General features: G+C 35.6%; 22 protein-coding genes. 12 read left to right on the top strand and 10 right to left on the bottom strand.

Annotation, left to right across the window (positions count from 1 at the left end):
* Positions 1-53: 53 nt before the first annotated feature.
* A complete protein-coding gene (locus AC5YGG_RS18165) occupies positions 54-2,255 on the top strand; it encodes a M1 family metallopeptidase (RefSeq protein ID WP_496145844.1) in 2,202 nt (733 codons plus the stop codon).
* Between the two features lie 104 nt (positions 2,256-2,359).
* Positions 2,360-3,187: an endonuclease/exonuclease/phosphatase family protein gene (locus AC5YGG_RS18160; protein ID WP_496145843.1), complete on the top strand. Its 828-nt coding sequence runs from the start codon at positions 2,360-2,362 to the stop codon at positions 3,185-3,187.
* On the opposite strand, the gene AC5YGG_RS18155 is transcribed toward AC5YGG_RS18160, so the two are convergent.
* A complete protein-coding gene (locus AC5YGG_RS18155) occupies positions 3,184-3,876 on the bottom strand; it encodes a response regulator transcription factor (protein WP_496145842.1) in 693 nt (230 codons plus the stop codon). The genes AC5YGG_RS18160 and AC5YGG_RS18155 overlap by 4 nt on opposite strands.
* On the bottom strand, positions 3,866-5,185 hold the full coding sequence (locus tag AC5YGG_RS18150; protein ID WP_496145841.1) for a sensor histidine kinase: 1,320 nt from the start codon (positions 5,183-5,185) through the stop codon (positions 3,866-3,868). Before AC5YGG_RS18150 ends, AC5YGG_RS18155 begins: the two co-directional genes overlap by 11 nt.
* A 110-nt stretch (positions 5,186-5,295) precedes the next feature.
* Here AC5YGG_RS18150 and AC5YGG_RS18145 point away from each other — a divergent pair, with 110 nt between their 5' ends.
* The 3 genes from AC5YGG_RS18145 to AC5YGG_RS18135 all read left to right on the top strand — a co-directional run bounded on the left by AC5YGG_RS18145 (position 5,296) and on the right by AC5YGG_RS18135 (position 10,646).
* The gene (locus AC5YGG_RS18145) at positions 5,296-6,129 is read left to right on the top strand and encodes a GLPGLI family protein (RefSeq protein WP_496145840.1); all 834 of its coding nucleotides are present in this window, start codon (positions 5,296-5,298) and stop codon (positions 6,127-6,129) included.
* Between the two features lie 170 nt (positions 6,130-6,299).
* Complete coding sequence (locus AC5YGG_RS18140) at positions 6,300-8,672, top strand: TonB-dependent receptor (RefSeq protein WP_496145839.1); 2,373 nt, start codon at positions 6,300-6,302, stop codon at positions 8,670-8,672.
* 108 nt (positions 8,673-8,780) lie between these two features.
* On the top strand, positions 8,781-10,646 hold the full coding sequence (locus AC5YGG_RS18135) for a M1 family metallopeptidase (RefSeq protein ID WP_496145838.1): 1,866 nt from the start codon (positions 8,781-8,783) through the stop codon (positions 10,644-10,646).
* A gap of 35 nt (positions 10,647-10,681) precedes the next feature.
* Here the strand turns inward: AC5YGG_RS18135 and AC5YGG_RS18130 are convergent, their stop codons facing one another.
* From AC5YGG_RS18130 to clpB, 8 genes are all read right to left on the bottom strand, one after another.
* The gene (locus AC5YGG_RS18130) at positions 10,682-12,067 is read right to left on the bottom strand and encodes a phosphatase PAP2 family protein (RefSeq protein WP_496145837.1); all 1,386 of its coding nucleotides are present in this window, start codon (positions 12,065-12,067) and stop codon (positions 10,682-10,684) included.
* Between the two features lie 96 nt (positions 12,068-12,163).
* Complete coding sequence (locus AC5YGG_RS18125) at positions 12,164-13,180, bottom strand: zinc metalloprotease (protein ID WP_496145836.1); 1,017 nt, start codon at positions 13,178-13,180, stop codon at positions 12,164-12,166.
* 246 nt (positions 13,181-13,426) lie between these two features.
* Entirely contained in the window at positions 13,427-14,068 is a 642-nt protein-coding gene (locus tag AC5YGG_RS18120; protein ID WP_496145835.1) for a response regulator transcription factor, read from the bottom strand.
* Entirely contained in the window at positions 14,065-14,721 is a 657-nt protein-coding gene (locus AC5YGG_RS18115) for a sensor histidine kinase (RefSeq protein WP_496145834.1), read from the bottom strand. The genes AC5YGG_RS18120 and AC5YGG_RS18115 overlap by 4 nt, the downstream gene beginning before the upstream one ends.
* 107 nt (positions 14,722-14,828) lie before the next feature.
* Entirely contained in the window at positions 14,829-15,476 is a 648-nt protein-coding gene (locus tag AC5YGG_RS18110) for a hypothetical protein (protein WP_496145833.1), read from the bottom strand.
* Positions 15,477-15,496: 20 nt separating this feature from the next.
* Positions 15,497-16,033, bottom strand: a complete 537-nt coding sequence (locus tag AC5YGG_RS18105) for a hypothetical protein (RefSeq protein ID WP_496145832.1) — start codon at positions 16,031-16,033, stop codon at positions 15,497-15,499.
* Between the two features lie 190 nt (positions 16,034-16,223).
* Positions 16,224-17,228 carry a zinc metalloprotease gene (locus AC5YGG_RS18100; RefSeq protein WP_496145831.1) on the bottom strand — a complete coding sequence of 335 codons (1,005 nt, stop codon included), beginning with the start codon at positions 17,226-17,228 and terminating at the stop codon, positions 16,224-16,226.
* 196 nt (positions 17,229-17,424) lie between these two features.
* Positions 17,425-20,019 carry an ATP-dependent chaperone ClpB gene (clpB, locus tag AC5YGG_RS18095; RefSeq protein ID WP_496145830.1) on the bottom strand — a complete coding sequence of 865 codons (2,595 nt, stop codon included), beginning with the start codon at positions 20,017-20,019 and terminating at the stop codon, positions 17,425-17,427.
* 391 nt (positions 20,020-20,410) lie between these two features.
* Here clpB and AC5YGG_RS18090 point away from each other — a divergent pair, with 391 nt between their 5' ends.
* From AC5YGG_RS18090 to paaC, 7 genes are all read left to right on the top strand, one after another.
* Positions 20,411-20,989, top strand: coding sequence for a TetR/AcrR family transcriptional regulator (locus AC5YGG_RS18090; protein WP_496145829.1), 579 nt, complete (start codon positions 20,411-20,413; stop codon positions 20,987-20,989).
* Positions 20,990-21,241: 252 nt separating this feature from the next.
* Positions 21,242-22,558 (top strand): phenylacetate--CoA ligase family protein, encoded by a 1,317-nt coding sequence (locus tag AC5YGG_RS18085; RefSeq protein ID WP_496145828.1) that lies wholly within the window; start codon positions 21,242-21,244, stop codon positions 22,556-22,558.
* Positions 22,558-23,643, top strand: a complete 1,086-nt coding sequence (locus tag AC5YGG_RS18080; protein ID WP_496145827.1) for a 2Fe-2S iron-sulfur cluster-binding protein — start codon at positions 22,558-22,560, stop codon at positions 23,641-23,643. The genes AC5YGG_RS18085 and AC5YGG_RS18080 overlap by 1 nt, the downstream gene beginning before the upstream one ends.
* A gap of 96 nt (positions 23,644-23,739) precedes the next feature.
* The gene (gene paaA, locus AC5YGG_RS18075; protein ID WP_496145826.1) at positions 23,740-24,675 is read left to right on the top strand and encodes a 1,2-phenylacetyl-CoA epoxidase subunit PaaA; all 936 of its coding nucleotides are present in this window, start codon (positions 23,740-23,742) and stop codon (positions 24,673-24,675) included.
* An 11-nt stretch (positions 24,676-24,686) separates the two neighbouring features.
* Complete coding sequence (locus tag AC5YGG_RS18070; protein WP_496145825.1) at positions 24,687-25,118, top strand: hypothetical protein; 432 nt, start codon at positions 24,687-24,689, stop codon at positions 25,116-25,118.
* 6 nt (positions 25,119-25,124) lie between these two features.
* Entirely contained in the window at positions 25,125-25,406 is a 282-nt protein-coding gene (gene paaB / locus AC5YGG_RS18065) for a 1,2-phenylacetyl-CoA epoxidase subunit PaaB (protein WP_002981782.1), read from the top strand.
* A gap of 107 nt (positions 25,407-25,513) precedes the next feature.
* Entirely contained in the window at positions 25,514-26,263 is a 750-nt protein-coding gene (gene paaC / locus AC5YGG_RS18060; RefSeq protein ID WP_496145824.1) for a 1,2-phenylacetyl-CoA epoxidase subunit PaaC, read from the top strand.
* Positions 26,264-26,346 lie beyond the last annotated feature (83 nt).

The raw sequence follows: 26,346 nt of genomic DNA, 5'->3' as shown, positions 1-26,346 counted from the left end.
CCGGATTTGTGATAAATCCGGGAGTTTTGTTTACCTATGTAAAAACTTTTGAGATGAATTGTAAACTTCCGGTACTTATTTCTACCATTGCTGCTTTCCTTTTCTCAGAATCATTCTATGCGCAGGAGGCATCAAAATATGATTATGTAGAAGCATTTAAACCTTTTTTCTATCCGCAAACAGGAACAGAAACCCGCTCTGCAAGTGGTCAGCCAGGGCATGCATATTGGCAAAACTCAGCCGACTACCATTTGAATGTAACTTTAAATGAAGATAAAAAAGAAATTGCAGGAACTGCTGAAATCACTTACAAGAATAACAGCCCTGATAAATTAGGTTTTCTTTGGTTGCAGCTTGATCAAAACCTGTTTGCAAAAGATTCCCGCGGGAATGGAGTCGTTCCTTTATCCGGGAGTAGAAATGGTGCTCATGGTGAAGATTTTAACGGTGGGTACAATATTAAATCAGTTAAAGTAGATGGTAAAGCTGTAAAATACACGATCACCGATACAAGAATGCAGATTGATCTGCAAAAGGAACTTAAAGATAAGGGCGGAGTTGCTAAAATCAATATTGAATATTCTTTTGTTTCTCCTGAATACGGATCAGACAGAATGGGAGTGAAGGATACAAAGAATGGAGCCATTTTTACAATTGCGCAATGGTATCCCAGAATGTGTGTGTATGATGACATTACAGGATGGAATACCTTACCTTATCTAGGCGCCTCTGAATTCTTTTTAGAATACGGAAATATCACAGCCAATATCACCGTTCCGGCAAGTCATTATGTGGTAGCATCCGGGGAGCTTCTGAATGAAAAAGAAGTGTACAGTAAAGAGGAAGTCAGCAGATGGAACCAGGCAAGAAACAGCGATAAAACTGTTATGATTCGACCTGAGTCTGAAATTGGAAAAAATATAGCTTCCGGAACCAAAACCTGGAAGTTTAAAATTAATCAGGCAAGAGATTTTTCATGGGCATCTTCCAAAGCCTTTATTCTGGATGCTGCTAAAATAAATCTGCCAAGCGGGAAGAAATCATTGGCTATTTCTGCATATCCTGTAGAAAGTGGAGGAGATAAAGCATGGGGAAGATCTACAGAATATACTAAAGCTGCCATAGAACATTATTCAGGAAAATGGTACGAATATACCTATCCGGCAGCTACCAATGTTGCAGGAAATGAGGGCGGAATGGAATATCCGGGAATTGTTTTCTGCCATATGGATTCAAAAGGTGATGATCTGTGGGGAGTAACGGATCATGAGTTCGGACACAACTGGTTTCCTATGATCGTAGGGTCTAATGAAAGGTTATTTGCCTGGATGGACGAAGGTTTTAATACATTTATCAACGGGCTTTCCACAAAAGCTTTCAATAATGGTGAATACTATACCAAAGAAAATCTTGCCATGTCCGGATCTCTTCTGATGGGTGATAATCTTGAGCCTATTATGGTAGGACCTGATAATATGAGGGAAAGAAATATCGGGGCTTTGGCATATTATAAACCGGGAACAGGAATGGCTGTTCTAAGAGAAGCAGTTTTGGGTCCTGAAAAATTTGATAAAGCTTTCAGAACTTATATTGATCGCTGGGCATTCAAACATCCTACACCTTGGGATTTCTTTCACACTATGGAAAACGTTTCCGGTGAAGAACTTAATTGGTTCTGGAGAGGATGGTTTATCAATAAATGGAAGATTGATCAGGCTATTAAAAACGTAAAATACATCAACGGAGATTTCAAAAACGGAGCACAAATTACCGTTCAGAATCTTGAACAAATGCCTATGCCTACTACCGTTGAGGTGAAATTTAAAGACGGAACAGCCAAAGTTGTCAAAATACCTGTGGAAGTTTGGAAGAGAAATACAGAATGGACCTTTAAACTAGATTCTAACAAAGAAATAGACCAGGTAAAGCTGGACCCTGAGTCTGTAGTTCCGGATATTAATATGAAAAATAATATCTGGTTAGCTTCTACGGCAAAACAGATTGATAAAATTAATATTAAAGACTTTACAGGAACTTATGCAGATCCAAAGAGCAATCTTAAAATCCTGTTCAAAGAAAAAGACGGACAACTTTATGGGGCTGCAGCCGATGGCAGTATGGAATTTCCATTTGAATACAATGGTGATAATACCTTTTATTTTGAAAAAGGCAATATGACCATTGTTTTCAGCAAAGATAAAAAGTCGGTTACTTTGAAAGAAGGAGGAAAAGAATTTAAATTTAACAAAGAATAGCAACTTTTTTTCTGTTTAAAAATAATTTAACAATATAATGATACGAATAAGACTTCTCTATGACAGAGAAGTCTTATTTTTGTCTCAAATTGATAAAATAGACTATGAATTTCAGACTTTCAATGATCTTCCTGATGCTTTTTGCACTTGGATTTTCACAAGACCTTACCGTAATGAGTTTTAATATCAGGCTTAATGTAGCTTCGGATAAAGAAAATGCCTGGACAGAGAGAAAGCAGGATGTTGCCGATCTGTTAACGTATTACCATCCCGATTATTTTGGGGTTCAGGAAGCACTTCCGGAGCAGATGAAAGATATTAAAAACGGATTGAAAAATTATGATTATATCGGAGTAGGAAGAGATGATGGTAAAGAAAAAGGTGAGTTTTCCGCTATTTTTTATGATACAAACAGACTTTCAGTTGTAAAATCCGGGACGTTCTGGCTATCGGAAACCCCTGAGAAACCTTCAAAAGGCTGGGATGCTGCTTTGAACAGAATTTGTACCTACGCCATTTTTAAAGATAAAAAATCAAAAAAAGAATTTCTTGCGATGAACCTTCATTTTGATCATATCGGGAATGTCGCAAGAGTAAAATCTTCCGAACTGATCCTGAAAAAGATCAAAGAGCTTAATCCGAAAAACCTACCCGTAACATTAAGCGGAGATTTTAATCTGACAGAAGATGCTGAACCAATTAAAATTCTTTCCCAATATATGAAAGATACTTTTTACCATTCTGAAACTAAACATTACGGACCGGTAGGAACTTTCACGGCTTTTAATGTTAATGAAATTCCAAAAGAAAGAATTGACTATATCTTTACCAATGGTTTTAAAATTAAATCACACAGACATATCAATGATAGAAGAGAAAATTTACTCTACCCGTCGGATCACTTCCCGGTTCTTGTAGAACTTTCTCTTTAATATGAATTGATCGGAAAATCAATTTCAAATCCAATTCCTCTTAGGGATTGGATTTTTACTTCCGGATCATGGCTGAAATACTTTCTCAGCCTGCTGATAAATACATCCAGACTTCTTCCGGTAAAGTAATCATTGGTTTCCCATAGCTGATCAAGAATTTCGTCTCTGGTAATAGTGGAATGATTATGCTTCAATAGGTATAAAAGAAGTTCCTGCTCACGAATGGTCATTCTTGTATTTCCGCTGGGATGAGAAAGCAGCAGTTTTTTAGTATCCAAAGAATATTGCCCGATGTTCACATGGTTCTCTATTATGGCGGGCGCTATTCTTTTCAGGATATTTTTAATCCTTAGCACCAGCTCTTCAGGGTCGCAGGGTTTGGCAATATAGTCATCAGCTCCTATTTTTAATCCGGTTAATCTGTCTATCTTCTGATTTTTTGCTGTTAAAAATAAAAGAGGGAAATCTTTTTTCTCCTTTAATATCATTTTAGCAAGGGAAAACCCATCAATATTAGGCATCATTACGTCCAGAATTCCTATCTGAAAAGGAAAATCGGAAGAGAGAAGAGGAATAATGTCTTCCGGATTTTGAAACCAGTCAACCTCAAAATCTTCAAGTTCAAGATATTGTTTAAGGATCATTCCAAAGTCAGGATCGTCTTCTGCCAGGAGGATTTTAGTTTTCATAAGGGATGAATATTTTAAAGGTACTTCCTTTTCCGGGCTGGCTGGAAACATCTATTTTACCATGATAGGAAACAATTATTTTCTTTACAAAATAAAGTCCTAGCCCAAGTCCTTTGCTGTTGTGAATATTATTGGATTGTATTCTGTAGAATTTTTCAAAAATGTTTTTTAATTCTCTGGTTTCCATACCTTGCCCGTTATCCGAAACTTTGATTTCAAGATGTTTAGAAAGTATATTAGTCTGTACAGAGACCATAGAGGCTCCGTATTTTATACTATTTTCGCAAAGGTTCTTAATCACAGTTTCCATGAGGTTTTTATCAAAAGGAAGTTTTTCAGAAACCTTATTTTCAGATTTAAAATCTATTTGTGGATAAGTAAACGCCAAATCCTGAACGAAGAAATCCCAATCCTCCGGCGTTACGGCAATTATCTCATCAGGAATCTCATCTTTATGCAATTGTAGCATCAGATTTTCCAATCGTGAAATTTGTCGGTCAATAAGTGGAAGTGTTTCAGGATTCCAGCCTTTTTTCAGTGTTTTGGAAGCTATTTTTAACGTAGCAATAGGGGTTTTAAACTCATGGGAAATATTATCCACAATAGTGTGGAGAACTTCTACCTGTTTCTGTTGCTTAATCAGGTTTTTAATTGTTGAAATATACAGTAAAAGTACACTGGCAAGCAGAATAATACAGCAGATGATCAGTAAAGTAAGCTCTTTGAAAACAAGGCTTTTTATATTTTTAATTTCAAAATCAGTCTGGCTGGTCACAAAGAATGTATCTCTCTCTGTAGTTTCTTCTTCTCCTTTAAGCTCTTTGGTAGATGAGGTTCTCCAGGTTCCGGTACTGGTAATTTTCGGCTTTTTTACCTTATCCTTGCTTTCATAAATAACTATGGGCTTGTCAATGACCTTGATACTGTCCGGAAGATGGATAATAGAGTTGTATTGAATTCTTACAGAAATTTGGTATCCGTCTTTTTTTAAACGGTCATCAACATAACGGTTAAGCTTTTCCCTGGAAGCTTTTCTGTCTTCCATAAAATGATGAAGAAATTCTTTTTTACTGATTTTCTTATTATAATAATCAACAATGATTTTCTGTAGAGAATCACTTTTCATTTCCTGAGAATCATGCACATTTTCCAGTCTGTCTGTAAAATTGGAAATTCTGTCATTGATTGTTCTGTAGATATCTCTTTCTTTAACCTGATAGGTCTTATACATAAAGTAAACCTGTATTCCCAGTAGAAGAAGGAATAATGTGGCGAAAAGATAGATCAGTTTTTTACTCTTGGATATCATCAGAAACAAAGATAAAGTTTTAACATTTTACTGAAATAGTATTTTGTTCATTAACTTATTATTAACCTTACGAAGTAAATGTTTTTCTTTATTTTTATACTAAAATAACCATGAAAAAACAGACTATTCTTTTTATGCTGCTGATGAGCTGCATAATAAAGGCTCAGACCCATCGATTTATCTATGAACTTCAGTACAGGGCGTATGCCAATGATACCACTTATGATAAGGAAGAAATGGTGCTGGATATTAATCCCGAAGAAGTAAAGTTCTATGAAATTGAATTTCTGGTGAGCGATTCTCTTAATATTCTTCATGGAGGCGGATCTAATCAGCATACAAGCCAATCTAAGCAAACCATTATCAGGAAAAGAAACTCCAATAAAAATCAAAATTACGTTCAGATCATGATGATGCCTTATTATTATGTTTTTGAAACAGTGGATAATATTCAGTGGAACGTAGAAGCGGATACAAAAAAGATTAATAATTATAACCTGCAGAAGGCAACAACAACATTTGGCGGAAGAAAATGGACCGCTTGGTTTACGCCGGATATCAATATTCCTGAAGGACCTTATAAATTCAGGGGATTGCCGGGACTGGTTTTGTTTGTGGAGGATGATAAGAAAGACTTCATATATTCTTTTTCCCGAAACATAAACCTACCTAAAACCTATGATACAAAAGCATTTCTTGAAAAGCATTATTCTTTAGATGCCCTTACAATAGATTTTAAAAAATGGGTAAAACTCAATCTGGAATTCTATAATGATCCTTATGCGAGAATGAGAACGGATTTTCAACCGGACTGGAATGTGAGGATTGATGGACGGCAAATCAAAAGCAAAGATGAATTTACAGGGCTTACCAAGCAGACTCAGGCAAATATAAAAAAGTATTATAACCCGATAGAACTTGATAAAGCCATTCCGTATCCATAAAAAAATATCATATTGTCTGTAAAGCCTGAGTCTCTGATTCAGGCTTTTATTTTAAGAAAAAAGGCATTAACCTATCATTAACTCTTCGTTAACCGAAATTCTCCCGATCAATCTTGAATTTTGTCCTGTAAAACAATTGTACCGTTTTATATCATTTTAAAAACGTAATCATGAACAAAATTCTTCTTTTTCTGTGCTTTCCTATGTTGGTGTTTGCGCAAAAGCAAAAGCTAGCCGGAACGGTAATGAATACAGAAAATGAAAAACTTTCTGCGGTGATCATAGGTATGTATAATTCAGGAAATGAATTGATCTCAGAATTGAAAACCGATGGCAAAGGAGGATTTGCATTTGAAGGTCTTTCTGAACAGAATGTAAAACTTGTGGTAAAACGCGAAGGCTATCTTGTATATGAAAAGAATCTGAATCTTGAAAACTCCGAACCTTTACAGATAATCCTTAAAAAAGAAGACGCTAAGGAAATAGAAGAGGTTGTAATGACCAAACGAAAGCCTTTGGTAAAACGAAAAGTTGACCGCCTTGAATTTAATGTAGAAAACAGTAATATTTCATCATTGAACGCCTGGGAAATTTTAAAAAATACTCCCAATGTAAGTGTAAACAATAGTGTCCTTACCGTAAAAGGAAGTACAGGGATTCTGGTGACAATCAATGACAAGAAAGTAATGCTGACGGGTGATGAACTTAAAAATCTACTGGAAAATACACAAGGTGATGACGTGAAATCCATAGAAGTGATTACGAATCCACCTGCAAAATATGAAGCAGCAGGAAGTGCGGTATTGAATATCGTAATGAAAAAGAACAAGATAGAAGGCTATCGTGGAATTCTGTCTTCAAAATATGTTCAGACACAATATGCAAAAGCAGTTTTCGGACTGTCGCAATACTATAAGAAGGATAAGCTCTCCGTAATGGCAAGCTACTACAAAGGAATGGGAACGTATTTCCGTGAAGGGCTTGATTACGTGAACTATCCTGAAAGCCAGACCAGATGGGAGAGTACAATGAACAGAAAGGATAAAAACTATAACCAGAATACCCTGAATTTTAATGTGGAATATGAATTGGATAGTCTCACGAACCTAAGCCTCAACTATTCAGGGTATTTTTCTCCGAAATCTTATGGAATCTATGATGTGCCGACTTTGATTTATAACAATCAGGACATTGTAGAATCAAATTATAGAACTCTTAATGATCACGAATCCCGCTCAGCGAATAACTCTGTGAGTTTCCAGATAGACAGAAAACTTAATAAAAAAAGCAGCCTGTCCTGGATCAATTATTTTACAGGAAACAATTCCAGCAAATATCAGGATGTAGCAACCCATCTGAATTTTGCAGGAGAACTTCCCCGTGAAGACCACTTTTTGACTCAAAATAAAGCGGATATAAAATTATTTTCCACACAGTTGGATTACCAATGGAAAAATGAAAAATGGGAACTTGAGTCCGGAACAAAATATAGTTTCGTGAAAACGAATAGCAATTTAAAATTCTCAGATAATCAAAGCGGAGAATTACAATATCGTCCTGAAAAAAGTAGCATCTTTGATTATAAAGAACACAATTTTGCACTGTACACCTCCCTTGCTTACAATATCGGAAAGTGGAACTTTAAAGGGGGACTTCGTGCAGAAATGACAGATCTTGAAGGGGTAGTTTCAGAACCTTATGACCTTAATAAAAGTAATTACTGGAACTTTTTCCCCACATTCTATGCACAATATACTACAGAAAATAAACATGAATTTGGATTTTCCTATGGAAAAAGAATCAGCAGACCTTCATACTCTTGGCTGAACCCTGCAAAATCTTATTATAATCTGTTCTCATATTTTCAGGGAGATCCACAATTGAAAGCAACCATTATTCATAATCTTAACCTTACTTATTCCTGGAAAAACTGGAATTTGGAATTGTACTACCGTAAAGAGCTTTATCCGTCTATGGAAATCTCTTATCAGGTACCGGAGAATAATAACGTTGTTTATCATTTTACCAATATTGAAAAAGGACAGGCATATGGGCTTAGTTTATACAAAAACTTCCAGATAAAGCCTTGGTGGAATATTATCGTTTCTGAAAATTTGGAGCATAATGAAAATTACTTTAATGGAGTAGACGGATTACTGCATCAGAATAAAGTATGGAATCTTGATTCCAATATTTCAACCAGCTTTACTTTAGATAAAAGAAGTGACTGGAAAATGGAAGTGGGACATCGGTATTTCTCAGGAGGTGTACAGGGACCTTTCAGAATTTCAAGTACTTGGAACGCTTATTTTGTAATGAACCGTAAGTTTTTTAATAAAAAATTGGAAGCCGCTTTAGTCGTTACTGATATTTTCAGAACTACAGGTCAGAAGGTTGCCACGAAATATGCAAATCAGGATAATTATTTCTTAGACTATACCGATACGCAGGGATTTTCACTGTCTTTAAAATTTAATTTCGGAAATCAGTCTGTGAAAAATGCAAAAACAATCAAAAAGACTTCCGAACAGGATAGACTTTAAAGCTTTATGCTGAAAAAATAACCATCGTAAAACATTATTATAAAAGAAATTACTGCTTCATGTCACATTTTCCCTATTTTTGATACCAATCTTTAAAAAGAGATCATTATGAAGAGAATTTTTTCCGGAATGCTGATGGTTGTTTCATTGCTGCAACTTTCTGCTCAGGAATTGTATATGCCGAGAAACATTAAAAAAGCTTTTGAAAAAGGGACAAGAGATGCCTCCGGAGCACCTGGTAAAAACTATTGGCAGAATAAAGGAGTTTACAATATAGACGTAAAAGTAGATGCCAATACAAAAATAGTGTCCGGAAAAGAAACCATCGTATACACAAATAACAGTCCGGATAATCTGAATGAGCTGGCAATACGGTTTGTGAATAACCTGCACAAGCCAGAATCTCCAAGATCAGGAGGGGTCTCCAAAGACTTCTTATCTTCAGGGCTTAAGATTAAATCATTTATTGTAAATGGTGAAAGCTATGACATTGATAGTGATGACTGGGGAACAGTAGAAAAAGTAAAATTAAAATCAGCTTTAAAGTCAAAATCAAAAGCTGAGGTTAAAATAGAATGGGAATATCCGCTTTCAGTGCAGAGTGGAAGAGAAGGACAGATAGATCCGGAGACTTTTTATGTAGCCTATTCTTTTCCAAGAATCTCAGTGTATGATGACTACAACGGATGGGATATGATTCTTCACTCGGAAAGACAGGAATTTTATAATGATTTTAACGACTATAGTTTTGCTATTACAGCTCCTAAAAACTATGTGGTGTGGGCAACCGGAGATTTTCTAAACCCGGAAGCCGTGCTTCAACCGGAATATCTGAAAAGATATAAAGCTTCATTAAAGAGCGATAAACTAATGCACATCGCTACAGAACAAGAAATGAAGTCCGGGAAAGTAACCAAGCAGAATAAATGGAATGTATGGAAATTCAAAGCCAGCCACATCACAGATTTCTGTTTTGCAATGAGTAACCACTATGTCTGGGACGCAGCCAGCGTGCAGCTTAAAACAAAAAGAGCCAGTGTGCAGGCAGGATATAAAGCCGGAGCAAAAGATTTTGAACATTATGTAGACTGGATGCGTTATAATCTGGATTGGTTTTCTAAAAACTGGCCCGGGGTAGAATATCCTTATAATGTAATGACCGCTATTCAGGGGTATGCCGATATGGAATATCCAATGATGATCAATGATACAAGTATTCCTGATGATCTTAGGGATGCAAGACTTACGGCAGATCACGAAATTGCACACACTTATTTTCCTTTCTATATGGGAATCAATGAAACAAGATATGCTTTCATGGATGAAGGATGGGCAACAACACTTGAATATTTGATCGGAATTGATGAAAACGGAGAAGAAGAAGCCAAAAACTTCTATAAAAATTTCCGTATTAAAAGATGGATCAATGATGCTTCATCAGAACAGGATCAGCCTATTATTACCATGAGTACACAGGTGAGCGGTTCTGGATACGGAAGTAATTCTTACGTAAAATCTTCTCTGTCTTATCTTGCTTTGAAAGATTATTTAGGAGACGATTTATTCAAAAAAGCATTACATCATTATATGGACAACTGGAATGGAAAACATCCGGTTCCATGGGATTATTTCAACTCGATGAATACGGGTTCAGGAAAAAATCTTAACTGGTTTTTCCACAACTGGTTTTATACCAATAATTATATTGATTTAAAAGTAGCGGGAGCATCACAAATGAATGACCTGCTTACTGTAAATGTTACCAATGTAGGAGGATTTGCCATTCCTTTTGATGCCGTATTATCTTATGAAGACGGTACTACAGAGAAAATTCATTTTTCACCCTCTGTATGGGAAAAAGATCAGAAATTGACCGATCTTGTGATTCCTATCAAGAAAAAAGTAAAATCTGTAAAGCTGGATGGTGATATTTTCATGGATTATACACCGGAAGACAACAGTAAAACACTATAAAAACAAAAGCCTTCATACTTGAAGGCTTTTTTATTTTAAAAATAGGCGGTTAATCTTAATCCCAAGGTAATGTAATTGATCTTTTCTTTAGCAATCAGATGATTAAGTTCCTGATTAAGTTCTGCGCTTTCCTTAATGTCATCACTGAAATAATAACGGATAGTAGAATTGATCTGATTATAATCCGTATAAAAGGTAAGTCCCAATCCCGGGTTGAATTTATAAGTCATAGAAGCACCTGTATTCCAGCGAAAGGCTGGTTTAGGTTTATATCTTGCTATTTGAAGCTCATGATTGGGTGTATCTATTCCGTCTCCTTTTGCAAACACTTTTCCGCTTGCTGTTGCTGAATATCCAGCAGTTGCTTTTAAAGTAAGCTGCCATTTGTCAGAAAATTCATGAGAGAAATAAGGTCCGATACCGGCTCCCAGAAATCCCATCGATTGTGTTTTAATGGTATGTTCACCAAAACCCTGATCATCATCGAAGGTTATTCTTTGAGCCTTAATAGGAAAACTGCTGAAGGAGACATCAGCACCTACACCCCATTTCTTTGAAAAGAAATAAGCACCTTCCAGTCCACCCTCAAAACCTATCTGCTTTTTATCGTCCAGCTCAGATTCTTTCAGGAAATTGGTTGTTCCCAATGCCGTTCCCATCTTTAGAGAAAGGAAAGAAGGGTAGTCGTTTCCTTCAATCTTTGATAGGATACTTAAATTATCACCCTTGTTCTTATAAATTTTATCTATAAAAAAATAGCCAAGTTCCGTTGAAATAATCCCGATTCCTGCACCTGCAAGAATATCCGGAACCCAATGTCTGTTATTTAAATTTCTTCCCAAGCCGGTAAGAGTTGCAGAACCATAGCCCGCGATACTATATGCAGGATTTACCATTCCATATTCCTTATGTAAAAAACTGGCATTTGTAAAAGCCATGGCAGCATGTCCTGAAGGAAATGAATTATTTTTAGAACCGTCCGGACGCTCTACTTTGGAGGTGTATTTAATGGAATTAACTAAAATTCCCATAATAGCTAAACTGGTTGCATAAGAAAGGGTAGCCCTTCCTAGATTATTCCTTCCTTTTACTCCCGCGAGTTTTAATCCGTAAACCGTTACAGCTGGAGCATATTGAAGATAATCGTCATACTTCATTTTGAAATTGGGAAGATACCTGTTTCTCACTTCACGAATGTTTTCTTTTTCACCCCATGTAGCAGCAGCAGCGGCAAAAAGTACGGTAGGAGCTAGAGACTTCTTTACCCAATCTTTCTTAAAAAAAGAAGCCTGTTCCTTAGTTTGAAAATTCGGATTGATCAATGCAAGATCCTCTTTTAGATTTCTGGATTGAACGGTATCCTGTGCCTGGTAACTGTATAAATGGAATAATATCCCTGTTGCTAGGGCTAATTTCTTCATCGTTGCGACTGTCAAATTAAAATCGCATAAAAGTATAAAAAAAATCCACCCCTGATTCGGGATGGAATTAAAATAATATTAAATTATACTGTTTTATTAGTAAACTCTTAATCCAGATCTTGCTCCGGAAGCTGAAGTTACAGATTGCATTTTTGCTTTTTGTCCTGCACTAAACATATATAAAGATTTATCATCAGAATAATCCATATAATTCATGAACATTACGGATCTCTTTACACCATAGCAAGTATTATATAGAGGATAGGTAGGGTTTCCTGTATTAGCTGTTGTCTGAGTTGGAGTATCTGCAATTAGATCATCCCCACAGTTAGCATCTCCCCAGATATGTCTAAGACCTAAATAGTGACCCACTTCGTGAGTGGCAGTTCTTCCTAAATTAAATGGTGCAGAAGCTCCGGTCTTTCCAAAGTAAGGCGCTGCAATTACTACACCGTCTTTCCATGTACCCGCACTTTCAGGGAAAGTAGCATATCCAAGAATGCTTCCTTGAGTATCAGGCATACTTCCTACTACCCAAATATTGAAATAATTAGTTGGATTTGTTGCATCAATACCTCCTGTAGAAGCTTTCTTCATCGTATTGTTTGCTCTGTCTGTTGAAGTCCATGATGTTTTTGTGGTAGATTTTCTTATCGTATTGACTAATCTGAATCTTACTTTTACATCACCAGCTTTCACACCTTGAAATTCTGTAGGGATTAATGATGCATCACTATTGGTACCACCATAGTCTGCATTTAGAATAGCGATTTGTTCTGCAATTCTGGCATCAGATACGTTTTGTGCTGTTGTTTTATAAATTACATTCACTACCACTGGAATTTCAACAGTTCCGTCTGCAAGAACTTTTCCTACTGCAAGATTATTGGCAAATTGTTTTGCATTAGCTTCTATTTGTTCTGCTTTTAGTCTAAGTGAAGGATCTTTTTGGAATTCTTCCTGTCTCATTTGTTCTGACGGACAAATTCTTTTTGAAGCTACTGCTGAAGAAATTTCCTGTTCAGGTTGAACTTCGTTTTGAGAATTTACACTGTCATTGGTACATGCGGACATTAAACCCAGAGTAAGGGCTCCAAATAATACTCTTTTCATATCTTTTTTTTAATGGTTGAGGATGTGAAATTATATTATTCAGAATTAATATCCAAATTATTTTCGTATTTATTTAAATTATTCTTATTTAATCAGTGTTTTGGTTGTGTTTTAGTTAATAAATTAACGATTGTATTGAATTTTAATGATATTTTAAATTTGTGTTTTTATTTTTATTTCTTTTCAATTTTATGTGAATAATTATTCTTTAAATTATTCTTTTTGATAAAAATTTTACACTTTAAATTAATGAGCGAAACCATTTTTAATCGCAAAAACAGCCAGTCCGACACGTGTTTTCAGATCAAGTTTTTCACATAATTGGTCGCGATAGCTTTCAACTGTTCTTGGACTGCAGCACATTCGGTCTGCAATTTCTTTATAACTTAGCTCCGTAACAGTATACTTAAGAAACTCCTTTTCGCGGTCTGATATCTTTATGGTAATTTCAGAATCGCCTTCTTTATTAAGATTGGTAAATATGATTTTTGAAGCCCATTCAGGATAGAAAAAGCCATCAGAATTTAACCTTGTAAGTGCGGTCTCAAGGTCTTTTGGATGTGTGTTTTTTAATAGATAACCTTTTGCCCCGCTTTTGATCATCTTAATCACGCTATTGTCGTCTCCCTGCATGCTGAGAGCCATTACTTTAATATCAGGGTGATTTTTGGTAAGCCAGGAAGCTGTTTCAAAACCATCCATAACCGGCATACTAATATCTAGCAGAATAATATCCGGGAGTGCATTCCCTTCTTCAAATTTTTGGATGAGGTCTTTACCATTTTCACAAACGTAGATGACTTCAAAATCATTGAAGTTACCAATGATTCCTTCCAGGGCTTTAGCAATAAGAATATGATCGTCAACAATTACAATTGTTTTTTTCATGACTGTTTTTTTAAGGTGATATTAACTTTGGTACCTGCATTTTTCTCACTTTCAAGAATAAAGTCGGCACCAATGATTTTGGCTCTGTTCTTCATGTTGGTAAGACCAATGCCGTTAGATTTTGTATTAGATGTGTCAAATCCTGTCCCGTCATCATGGATTTTAAGTTCCCACAGTATATCTTCAGAGGTATTTAAATTAATGAAAATATTCTTACAATTAGAGTGTTTTATACTGTTTTGGATAAATTCCTGAGTAATTCTGAGCAATAGATTTTTATGTACGAAACCAAGATCAAGCTGATCAAAATTATGTTCAAAACTTACAAGACATTTCTTCAATGAATTGGTATTGTCTACTTCTTCCTGAATCAAAGTTATAATTTCCTTCTGGCTGATATTATCATCCGTCAATGTTTTTGAAAGACTCCGTAAATCCTGTAAAGACTGATTAATAATCTGTGAAACCTGGTCTATCCTTTCTACTGCCTCAGGAACTTTGTTTTCATAAAGCATCTGCTGAACATAGAGACTCACTAATGTCAGTTTTTGTCCTATATTATCATGTAATTCACGCCCGATCTGCTGCATCGTAGCTTGCTGGATTTCCAGTTGAGTAGACAGAAGTTCTCTCTGATGAAGTTCATTTTTCATCTCAATTTCATTCAGATATTCTTTTTTTCGTTGTCGGTAATTCCGGATATAGATAAATACAGCTATTACAAACATCAAAAAAAAGATGTTGAATGAAATAAAAGTTATTAAGAGTTCTGTTTTCCCCATATCAATGAACTGGCAAATAAAATATACATAACTGCTCCCGAAACCTGGAAATATATGAAATAAATATCCCAGATTTCTATATATCTGTAAAGAAGAGAATTAAATGTCATAAATGGAAGGTTAGCAATATAAAAAAGCGTTACTCCCAGATTAATATAAAACATTTTATTTTTACTGAAATTGAGAATTTCAGATGAATTAACCTGTTTATAATATTCCATAATGACGAGAGCCATTAAGAAAAGACAGCCTGTATTGTAATTGAAAGAAAAGATAGTTTTTTTTTCCGGGAAAAAAAGCGCCCTGAGAACATAGGTCAAGAGATATGCTCCGGTCATAATATAGAACAGTTTCGTTTTCTTTAAAGATTCTTTTGCGTACAGCCAATAAAAAAATATAAACTGTAATGGAATCACAAAGTAATTATAAAAAAGTATTCTGTCTATTCTAAGTTGCTCTTCACCCCATTTTACAGATGATTCGCAGAGGAAAATAATAACAAGATAAATTGCCAGATATTTCCAGGGTGTTTTTTTTACACGGTTATAATAAATTATAGAGACTAAAGCTGCAATAGCTTCACCTCCATACATGATTGAAGAAAAAATTTTTTGAATCTCAGTCATATTGTGTTCAGAAATGGTAATTAATAAGCTTCACCAGTGATAGGTGATGGAGGAACGAGTGTGCCGCTGTTTTCGCCAAGGTTTCCATCGTCATAACTTGGTCCTGTGCCACCACGAGCAGCTAAAGCTACAGATTTCCCTTCGTTTGACTGAATAAGATTGAAATCAAAATCATGTAATTCTCCTTCACTATTTTTTCCTTTCATGGTTGGGATCATCACAAAGGTATGTTTTTCTGAATATTCCTGTGGAACAGGGTGAGTATCCATAATATCCCAATTTTCAAGTTTTGGATAAGCTGCATAATAAAATCTTATTCCCAGATCTTCCTGATTATGCTGAGGATTTACTTTAGCTGCTTCCTGCTCTATTAAAGCAATGAAGTTCTTCAGCTTAGGGAGATCAAACCAAATGGAATGAGCATCCTGAATTCCTAATGAATCATTAATAGCATTCAGGTGATTGGTACGGTAATTTTCAATAAGAGTCTTTATCAATTCATTTGACATTAACCCTGATCTTGGAAGATCTTTTTCGTTAGTAGATTCTGTATTCATAACTTAGTTTTATATTGGAAATATCCATATTTCGGCAAATTTCGTAAAAAAATATAGTAATGAATAGGGAATTATACTGTTATTTTTTCCGTGTTTTTACGGATTGTGTATGAAAATAATAAAAGTCCGTATCAAATGATAACGGACCTTTCTATATTTTAGTGAACTTTTTATTGGTAAAAGCTCTTATTTATAGTATTCTCAAACCTGCTCTGGGACCGGATGCTGAAATAGCAGCCTGCATTCTGTCATTTTGTTGCTTGGTAAACATAAACAGAGTCGTTTCATCAGAATAGTCCATATAGTTCATAAACATCACTGAACGTGAAACTCCGCCACATGTTTCATACTTTGGATAAGTAGGTACACCTCTGTGTAAGGTCACCTGCTGAGGGGTGTCATTCACAAAGTCATTTCCGCAGTTTGAATCTCCCCAGATATGTCTCAGATTAAGGTAATGTCCTACTTCATGCACTGTAACTCTGCCCTTGTTATGTGTTGCGATAGGTCCGCCAGCGCCTACATATTCATCCATCATTACAACACCATCATTCCAAAGACCGGCATCTTCAGGGAAAGTGGCATATCCTAATACATATCCTGTGGAATAAGGCATATAGTTTACGACCCAAATGTTTAGATATTTTGAAGGATCTGTAGCATTAATACCTCCCGTAGAAGCGTTTTTCATATTGTCATCCGGTGCCCAGTTAGCTTTCGTCGTTGATTTTCTGTTGATTCCTGCCAATCTGAATTTTATTTTAGTATCACCAGCATTTACGGGTTTAAATTCTGCCGGTATACTTGAAACATCTGCATGGCTTGACGCGAAAGCTTTGTTTAAAACATCGATTTGAGAGTTTATTCTTGCATCGGAAACATTACTGGTCGCATTGCTGTACAATACATTGAAAATTACTGGGATTTCAACACTGCCATCTGCCAGCACTTTTCCCATCTTTTTCTGTTCAATAAAATTGTTTGTCTGGTTTTCTATCTGGAGCATTCGTTGCATTGCTGCAGGATCCTCAGCAAGACGTTTCTGTCTCAGAATGTCAGAGCCACAAAGAGCCGCTTTACTGCTAGCCATGTCTGTTTGTTCTGCATTTGTGTTTTCAGGGGTAACATTTTCTGTTTCGTTGTTATTACAAGAGATAAAAAGAGTCACTAAAACTCCTAAAATTACTTTTTTCATGTGTAAATGTTTTTTGGTTTGGTGACTAAATTAAAACTTTTTATCATACATTATTTCAAAAAACAGTGAAATTTTTTTATGTTAAATTGGGCGATTGTTATTTTGATACTGTCTGATATATAATAAAATAAGTGCCGCAGATTTCTCTACAGCACTTATCTACAAAAATTAATGTATATGAAAAAAAACTATTTATTTATTGTTCAGTAGGGCGGAATACCAATCCGGTTTCTACAAAATAATCCAGGGTAATTCTGTCTCCATCGTTTACATTTCCTGCAAGGATCTCTTTTGACAGTTTATTCAATACTTCCTGTTGGATTACTCTTTTTAATGGTCTTGCTCCGAATGCCGGGTCATAACCTTTATCCATCAGATAATCTACCGCATCCTGAGTGAAAGTCATGATAATATTACGTTTTGCCAACATTTCATTGAATCCTCTCAACTGATACTGAACAATTTTTCCAATTTCTTTCTTTCTTAAAGGTTGGAACAATACAATCTCATCAATTCTGTTCAGGAATTCCGGACGTAAAGTTTGTTTCAGTAAGTCGAAAACTTCTTCTTTCGTTTTATCTACAACTTCATTCTGATTTTCCTCAGTTAGATTTTCAAAATTTTCCTGAATCAGGTGAGAACCTAAGTTCGAGGTCATAATGATAATTGAATTTTTGAAATTCACTACGCGACCTTTATTATCCGTCAGTCTACCATCATCCAAAACCTGTAATAAAGTATTGAAAACATCCGGATGGGCTTTTTCAATCTCATCTAAAAGTACCACAGAATAAGGTCTTCTTCTTACCGCTTCCGTCAATTGTCCGCCTTCATCATAGCCTACATATCCCGGAGGCGCACCCACTAATCTGGAAACACTGTGACGTTCCTGATATTCACTCATATCAATTCTTGTCATATTGTTTTCATCATCAAACAGGAATTCAGCCAACGCTTTGGCAAGCTCCGTTTTACCGACACCGGTTGTTCCTAAGAATAAGAAAGATCCGATAGGTTTTTTATCATCACTCAATCCCGCTCTGTTTCTTCTGATTGCATCTGCTACAGCTTCAATAGCTTCATCCTGCCCAACAACCCTGTGGTGAAGTTCGGCTTCCAGATTCAATAATTTGTCTCTTTCAGATTGCAATAGCTTTGTTACAGGAATACCTGTCCATTTAGCAATAACTTCAGAGATATTTTCAGAAGTTACTTCCTCCTTGATCAGCTCATTCTGATGGTTCTGCATTTCCAGTTCCATTTTTGCAAGCTCATCCTCTTTTTCACGAAGTTTTCCATATTGGATTTCCGCTACTTTAGCATAATCTCCGGCTCTTGAAGCTCTTTCAGCTTCTAGTTTAAGAGATTCAATATCTTTTTTGATCTGGGTAAGATCTTCACTTTTCTGTTTTTCTTTCAGCCATTTTGCATTGATTTCATTTCTCTGTTCAGAAATTTTAGAAATGTCTTCTTTTAAATGGTCGATTTTTGTTTGGTTGCCTTCTCTTGAAATAGCCGCCAATTCAATTTCCAGCTGCATCAGTTTTCTGTCTAAAACATCAAGCTCTTCAGGTTTAGAATTGATTTCCATTCTCAATTTAGCAGAAGCCTCATCAATAAGGTCAATCGCTTTATCCGGTAAAAAACGGTCTGAAATATATCTTTGGGACATTTCCACAGCAGCAATAATTGCCTCATCTTTGATTCTTACCTTGTGGTGAGCTTCATATTTATCTTTAATCCCACGAAGAATAGAAATTGCCGATTCCGTATCCGGTTCTTCCACCATTACTTTCTGGAAACGTCTTTCTAAAGCTTTATCCTTTTCAAAATACTTTTGGTACTCATTTAAAGTTGTAGCTCCAATCGCTCTCAGTTCACCTCTTGCAAGAGCTGGTTTAAGGATATTTGCCGCATCCATAGCACCTTCGCCACCACCGGCTCCAACTAATGTGTGGATCTCATCAATGAAAAGAATAATCTGTCCGTCAGACTTAATAACCTCGTTCACTACAGATTTCAGACGCTCTTCAAATTCACCTTTGTATTTTGCTCCGGCGATCAATGCTCCCATATCCAATGAGTACAATGTTTTATCCATCAGGTTTTCAGGAACGTCACCACTGATGATTCTGTGAGCAATTCCTTCTGCGATTGCTGTTTTACCAACTCCCGGTTCCCCAATAAGGATAGGGTTGTTTTTAGTTCTTCTGGAAAGAATCTGTAATACTCTCCTGATTTCTTCATCACGTCCGATTACCGGATCCAGTTTTCCTTCAGCTGCTAGTTCATTGAAATTTTTAGCATATTTATTTAAAGACTGGTAAGTTTCTTCTGAACTTGCAGAAGTAGCTTTACTTCCTTTTCTTAATTCTTTAATGGCTCCTTCCAATAACTTTTTCGTTACTCCCATGTCTTTCAACATTTGAGACACTTCAGAACTGGTTTCAATAAGAGATAACCATAAATGTTCAATCGTTACATACTCATCACCCATTTTTTTAGCGATGTTGGGTGCATCCAGTAATACTTTATTTGCTGATTGTGAAAGATAAACGTTTCCTCCCTGTACTTTAGGAAGTCTTTCTAAATTTTCACGGTTTCGCTCTCTTACTAAATTGGCATCTGCTTCAGATTTTTTTAGTAAAAAAGGCGATATATTTTCATCTACCTGAAAAATTCCTTCAAGGAGATGTTGAGGTTCAATACTTTGATTGCCAAATTCCATTGCAACCTGTTGAGCTGCCTGGATGGCTTCTTGTGATTTTACAGTATATTGGTTTAAGTTCATATTTTATATATTTTTGGTAATGATTCGTTTAAAGTTTAGTTTTAAAAAACATCAAGAAACTAAATTTTCAGGCTCAGCTTCTTAATGCCTATCAATTATTTAATCATTTAATCGATGACTATATCGCAAAAACTGTTCAATTATTAAATTTACAAAAAAAACAGACAAATTTTCCGGATTTACTATTTTTAACGTAAAATTAACTTGACAAATTTTCCGATTCATAATGATTTCCTTGAAAATACATGAACAAAACGTCATATTTATTAAACTTACAAAAAGAATGAAGGGCAAAGCTAATGGAGGTAAGGAATGTTTTTGAAACTTTATTCTTATTTACAATCAAAAAAACAACAGTTTAAATCAGAATAACTACTTTTGCATTTTGCAAATGGAACTTAAAGAAAAACAAAGGAAAATATTAGACGTAGCAGTAGAACTTTTCAAAGAAAAGGGCTATATGGGAAGCTCTGTAAGAGATTTGGCTACGAAACTTAATATAAAAGCAGCATCATTATATGCACACATCCGTTCAAAGGAAGAAATTCTGGAATGGGTTTGCTTTGGTATTGCACAAGAGTTTTTTGATGAGCTTCAGGAAGTAAAAAATACAGATATTGCTCCAAGAGAAAAACTGAATCTGTTTTTAGATAAGCATTTATCAGTGGTTCTCAAAAATCGTGACGTTACCCACATCTATTCAATAGAATGGAGGCATCTGGAGGAGAGGCTTTCTGAGTTTGTAGAGTTAAGAAAAAGTTATCAACAGGAAGTGGAAAAGTTAATTTCCGAAATCTACCAGGCAGAAAACTGGGAACTCAAATCTCCGTCATTTACAACCAGATTCATTCTTCATACTTTAAATAATTCCTATTTCTGGTTTAAAAGAAGCAGTGATTCTACGGATGAAATTACCGATGAAATAAGGGATAAGATTCTTTATGGACTTTTAGGTAATCAAAATAATTAATAAGTACTTTATTATTCGACAAAAGAAGAATCTCGTCATTTCTTTACCCACTTATTTTAGATTTCACACCACACTTCGTTTCACTCTGAATGACATTCAGCAAGGGGTTGCAAATACTTTATTGTAAGTTAATGTATTAGTCATTTTTAAAAAAGTTATTTAGAATCATTCAAAATATGACGAAAATCATAAAAATTTTGCCAGCTTCCAAAATCTTTTTAAATTTACACCTAACAAATGTTAGTTAGTTTTATGGATTTTTCAGTTGAATATCTGAAGTTGGATCAGTTGAGACAGCTTCAATCTGACCGATTGACCAATCTTATTGGTTATCTGGGAGAGAAGTCAGAATTTTATAAAAGAAAGTTTGATGAATTGCAAATATCTCCACAGGATATAAGGTCGATTGAAGATATCACGAAACTTCCTATTACTTATAAACAGGATTTAAGAGATAATTATCCATTTGGTTTATTCACCGTTCCTAAAAATGAACTTCAGAGAATTCACTGTTCAAGCGGAACCACAGGAAAACCTACAGTAGTGGGATATACTAAAGAAGATGTAGAGCTTTTCAGTGAGGTGGTGGCAAGATCATTACATGCAGCAGGAGCCAGAGCTGGAATGCAGCTTCATAATGCTTACGGTTACGGAATTTTTACAGGAGGATTGGGACTTCATTATGGAGCCGAAATGCTGGGAATGAGCGTTCTTCCGATTTCAGGAGGGATGACAGCAAGACAGGTAGATTTAATTATGGATTTTAAACCGGAAGTAATCTGCTGTTCACCATCCTATGCTTTGACGATTGCCGATGAATTTGCCAACAGAGGAATTTCAGCAGACGAAATAAGCCTTAAATATGCAGTGCTGGGATCTGAGCCATGGACGGAAATTATCAGAGGACACATCGAAGAAAGATTGGGTGTACATGCAACCAATATTTATGGGTTAAGTGAAATTATTGGTCCGGGAGTTTCCATGGAGGATTTTGAGGAAAAAGGAGGCTCTTACATTTGGGAAGACCATTTTTATCCTGAAATTTTGGATCCGATTACCAGGCAGCCGGTTCCTTTCGGGGAAGAAGGAGTGCTGGTGATTACCACTTTAACGAAAAAAGCAATGCCGCTTCTGCGTTATTGGACAAACGATATTACAAGCCTTTATTACGATGAAAATGCCAAAAGAACAATGGTGAAGATGAAACCTATTGTAGGCAGAGCAGATGATATGCTGATTGTAAGAGGTGTAAATGTATATCCAAGTCAGATTGAAGATGCATTTTCTCATGTAAAAGGAGTGGTCCCTAATTACTATCTGACGCCTATAGAGAAAGAACATATGTGTGTGGCATTAGATATTGACATCGAAATTGACGATGAATTGATAAAGGCACAAAAAATCCAGGCAAATACCGATGATTATTTTAATTTTGTCGGAAGCTTCGGGAAAAATATTGAAAACGAAATTAAAAAGAGGGTAGGGATCACCACAAAGGTGAAAGTACATGCCCAAGACAGTTTGCCGAAGTGCGAAGGTGGAAAAATTAATAGAATACTAAAAAAATAATGAATTCATTTTATAAACTTAAAACTGTAAAGGTTCAAAAGGATACTCCGGACGCTGTGAATGTAGCGGTGGAAATTCCTGAAGAGCTGAAAGACAAGTTCAGGTTCAAACAAGGACAGTACCTTAATTTCCGAATGATGATCAACGGAAATGAGGAAAGACGTTCTTATTCTATCTGTAATGCTCCAAGTGAAAAAAGCAATACACTGGAAGTTTTAGTGAAATTGCTTGAGAACGGAAAAGTATCAGGATATTTCAATGAGCATCTTCATATGGATGAAATACTGGAAGTAATGCCTCCAATGGGCGGTTTCAATACTTCTTATCACCCGACCAACGTAAAAACTTATGTAGGGCTGGCTGCAGGAAGCGGAATTACACCGGTTTTATCCAATATCAAAGAAAGTCTTTATCAGGAACCTAACAGTAATGCTTATCTGTTCTACAGTAACAGAAGCATGAATCATGTTTTGAGAAAAGCAGAAATTGATAAGCTGGTAGAGCAGTTCAATGGAAGGCTAAAAGTGATTTATCTGGTAAGCCGTGAGAAACACGAAGATCCCGTTTTTGAAGGAAGAATTTCTGCAGAAAAATTAGATCAGCTATTTGAAAGATATACGGAGATTGATGTAAAAGAGGCTACTTATTTTATTTGTGGTCCCTCAGAAATGATCAAAGGTATCGCGGATTATCTGAAAAAAGATAAAAAAGTACCTGCTATTCAGGTATTATTTGAATATTTCACAGCTCCTGACGAAGAAAATACGGAAGAAATGAGTGATGAATTCAAAGCGATTGCCAATATTGAAAGCATGGTAACGGTAATCATAGACGACGATGAATATTCGTTCCACCTGAATTCCAAAAAAGAGAGTATCTTAGATAAAGCATTGAAAGACAATCTTCCTGTACCTTTTGCTTGTAAAGGAGGAGTTTGCTGTACGTGTAAAGCGGAAGTTTTGGAAGGAGAAGTTTTCATGGAGAAAAACTACGCACTTACCGAAGAAGAAGTAGCCAGAGGTTATGTTCTTACCTGCCAATGTCACCCGACAACGAATGTGGTGATGCTTAATTATGATGTGTAATTAATGTAGCAATATAGCAGTTTACCAATGTACCAATTATTGCTAGACTGTTAAATTGATATATTGTTACATTTTAAAATTTTTAAAATTTTAATTATGGACTTAGAAAGATTTGTTCAATACGTTCACGAAGAAAATAAAGTAGAACCAAAAGATGTAATGCCAGATGATTACAGAAAATTATTGGTTCGTCAGATTTCACAGCATGCCCATTCTGAAATTGTAGGAATGTTGCCGGAAGCAAACTGGATTTCCAGAGCCCCTTCATTGAGAAGAAAAATGGCACTTCTTGCCAAAGTTCAGGATGAAGCAGGACATGGTTTATACCTTTACTCTGCAACCGAAACTTTAGGAGACGGAAGCATCAGAGCAGACAGAGATGCTACTTACGATGATATGCTGGAAGGAAAAGCGAAATATTCAAGTATCTTCAATTATCCAACGTTAAGCTGGGCAGATATCGGTGCTATCGGCTGGTTAGTTGATGGTGCAGCGATTATGAACCAGGTAATGCTGATGGGGAATTCTTATGGTCCTTATTCAAGAGCGATGGTAAAGATCTGTAAAGAAGAATCTTTCCACCAAAGACAAGGGTATGAGATCCTGATGGCACTTTGCCGTGGTACCAAACAACAGAAAGAAATGGCTCAGGCTTCGTTAAACCGTTTCTGGTGGCCAGCTTTAATGATGTTCGGACCGAATGATGACAGTTCGCCAAACTCTAAAATCTCTATGAACTACAGAGTGAAAAGAGAAAGTAATGACAGTCTTCGTCAGAGATTTATTGATGTAACTGTTTCTCAGGCTGAGTTCTTAGGATTAACCATTCCAGATAAAGATTTAAAATGGAATGAGGAAAGACAACATTACGATTTCGGAGAACTTCCTTGGGATGAATTCATGGAAATCTTAAAAGGAAACGGACCTTGCAATAAAAAGCGTATTGAAACGAAGAGAAAAGCGCAGAGAGAAAATTCCTGGGTAAAAGAAGCAGCAATAGCTTTTGCAGAAAAGAAAACAGAGAAAATTTAAGAAAGTTAATTATGTATAAAGGGAGATTTGGGGAATATTACATTGCTAAAGTATGGCTCTTTGTTGTAATCATTTCACCTTGTTTTTATACATTAATTTTTTTGTTTGATGATGTAAAGTTTGGGCTGGATGATTCTACACTGTTTATAATTTTGTCAATTATTTACGGGTTTGCAGTGGCAATTCCCTCCTATATAATCACTGAAATTGTATATAGGATAGTAAGTAAAATGAAAATATCAAACAGAAACGTATTGTTTACAGTTTCAATTCTTTCATTAATTACAACAAATATTTCATACTACTTATTTTTTGGTGAAAATATGTTTAGCAAAGAAGCTAAAATTGGTGGAATTCCATTTATGTTAACCTATAGTTTGTTTTTAATGACTGGACTATTGTTCTTCAAGAAAAATTTAAACTCAGAAAAACTTAAACTTTAAAAAAATATGGCAAATTTAGATATGTGGGAAGTGTTTATTCAGACTAAACCGGGATTATCTCACAAACACGTTGGAATTGTACAGGCGCCAACAGCAGAAATGGCTTTACAAAACGCAAGAGACGTGTATACAAGAAGAAAAGAAGGAACCTCTGTTTGGGTAGTTCCAAGCAAATATATTGTAACTTCAGAAGGAGTGGATAAAGAAGCATTCTTTGATCCGGCTGATGACAAACTATACCGTCACCCAACTTTCTATGAAATTCCAAACGACGTAAAAAATATGTAATAAAGAATAAGACTTGGAGATAATAGACGAATAGATAAAAGACATTAAAGTTTACCTATCTATTATCTATTCGTTTATTATCTATTGGTCTTCAAATCTATTAAACAATGAACCCATTATATAATTATTTATTAAAACTAGCAGACGACAGTTTCATTATGGGACAGCGTCTCTCTGCGTGGTGCGGTGAAGGACCTTATTTAGAGGAAGATATTGCATTAACGAATATTGCGTTGGATGAGCTCGGACAGGCTAATAACTTTTATGTTTATGCTTCAAGAGTAATCGACAATGGTAAAAGTGAAGACGATATTGCTTTCCTAAGATACGAACATGAATATATAAACGCTCACTGGACAGAACTTCCGAATGAAGATTATGCTCAGACTATTTTAAAGGTTTATGTTTTCTCAGTATATCAGAAACTGATGTACGAAGCATTATCTAACTCAGCTAATGAAGAATTGTCTGCTATTGCTCAAAAATCATTAAAAGAAGTAAGATATCACTATACACACGCGGCATCCTGGATGAAAATTTTCGCTCAGGGAACAGAGGAAAGCCGTACCCGTGTAGAAAATGCTATTGAAAATATCTGGGAATACACAAAAGGACTATTTGCCAAATCAGAAGGTGAAGATGATCTTGTTGCTCTGAATATTGTTCCTAATGTTGATGAGCTGTACAAAGAGTTTGTTGCTATTACGGAAAAAGATTTCCAAAGCTTCGGATTGGAATATCCAACAAATCCATTCATGCAGCCGAAATCAAGAACAGGATATCATACAGAATACTTCGGATTTATCCTTTGTGAGCTACAATATATGCAGAGAGCGTATCCTGGGTGTACCTGGTAAAATATTTAAATTTGAAAAAGAGATATTTTAAAATACTGATCATTGTATTGATTATTTTAATTCCTATATTTTATTTTGGAATA

The organism is Chryseobacterium sp. CS2K3 (assembly GCF_059515185.1).
This window is presented reverse-complemented; position numbering and strand designations above follow the sequence as displayed.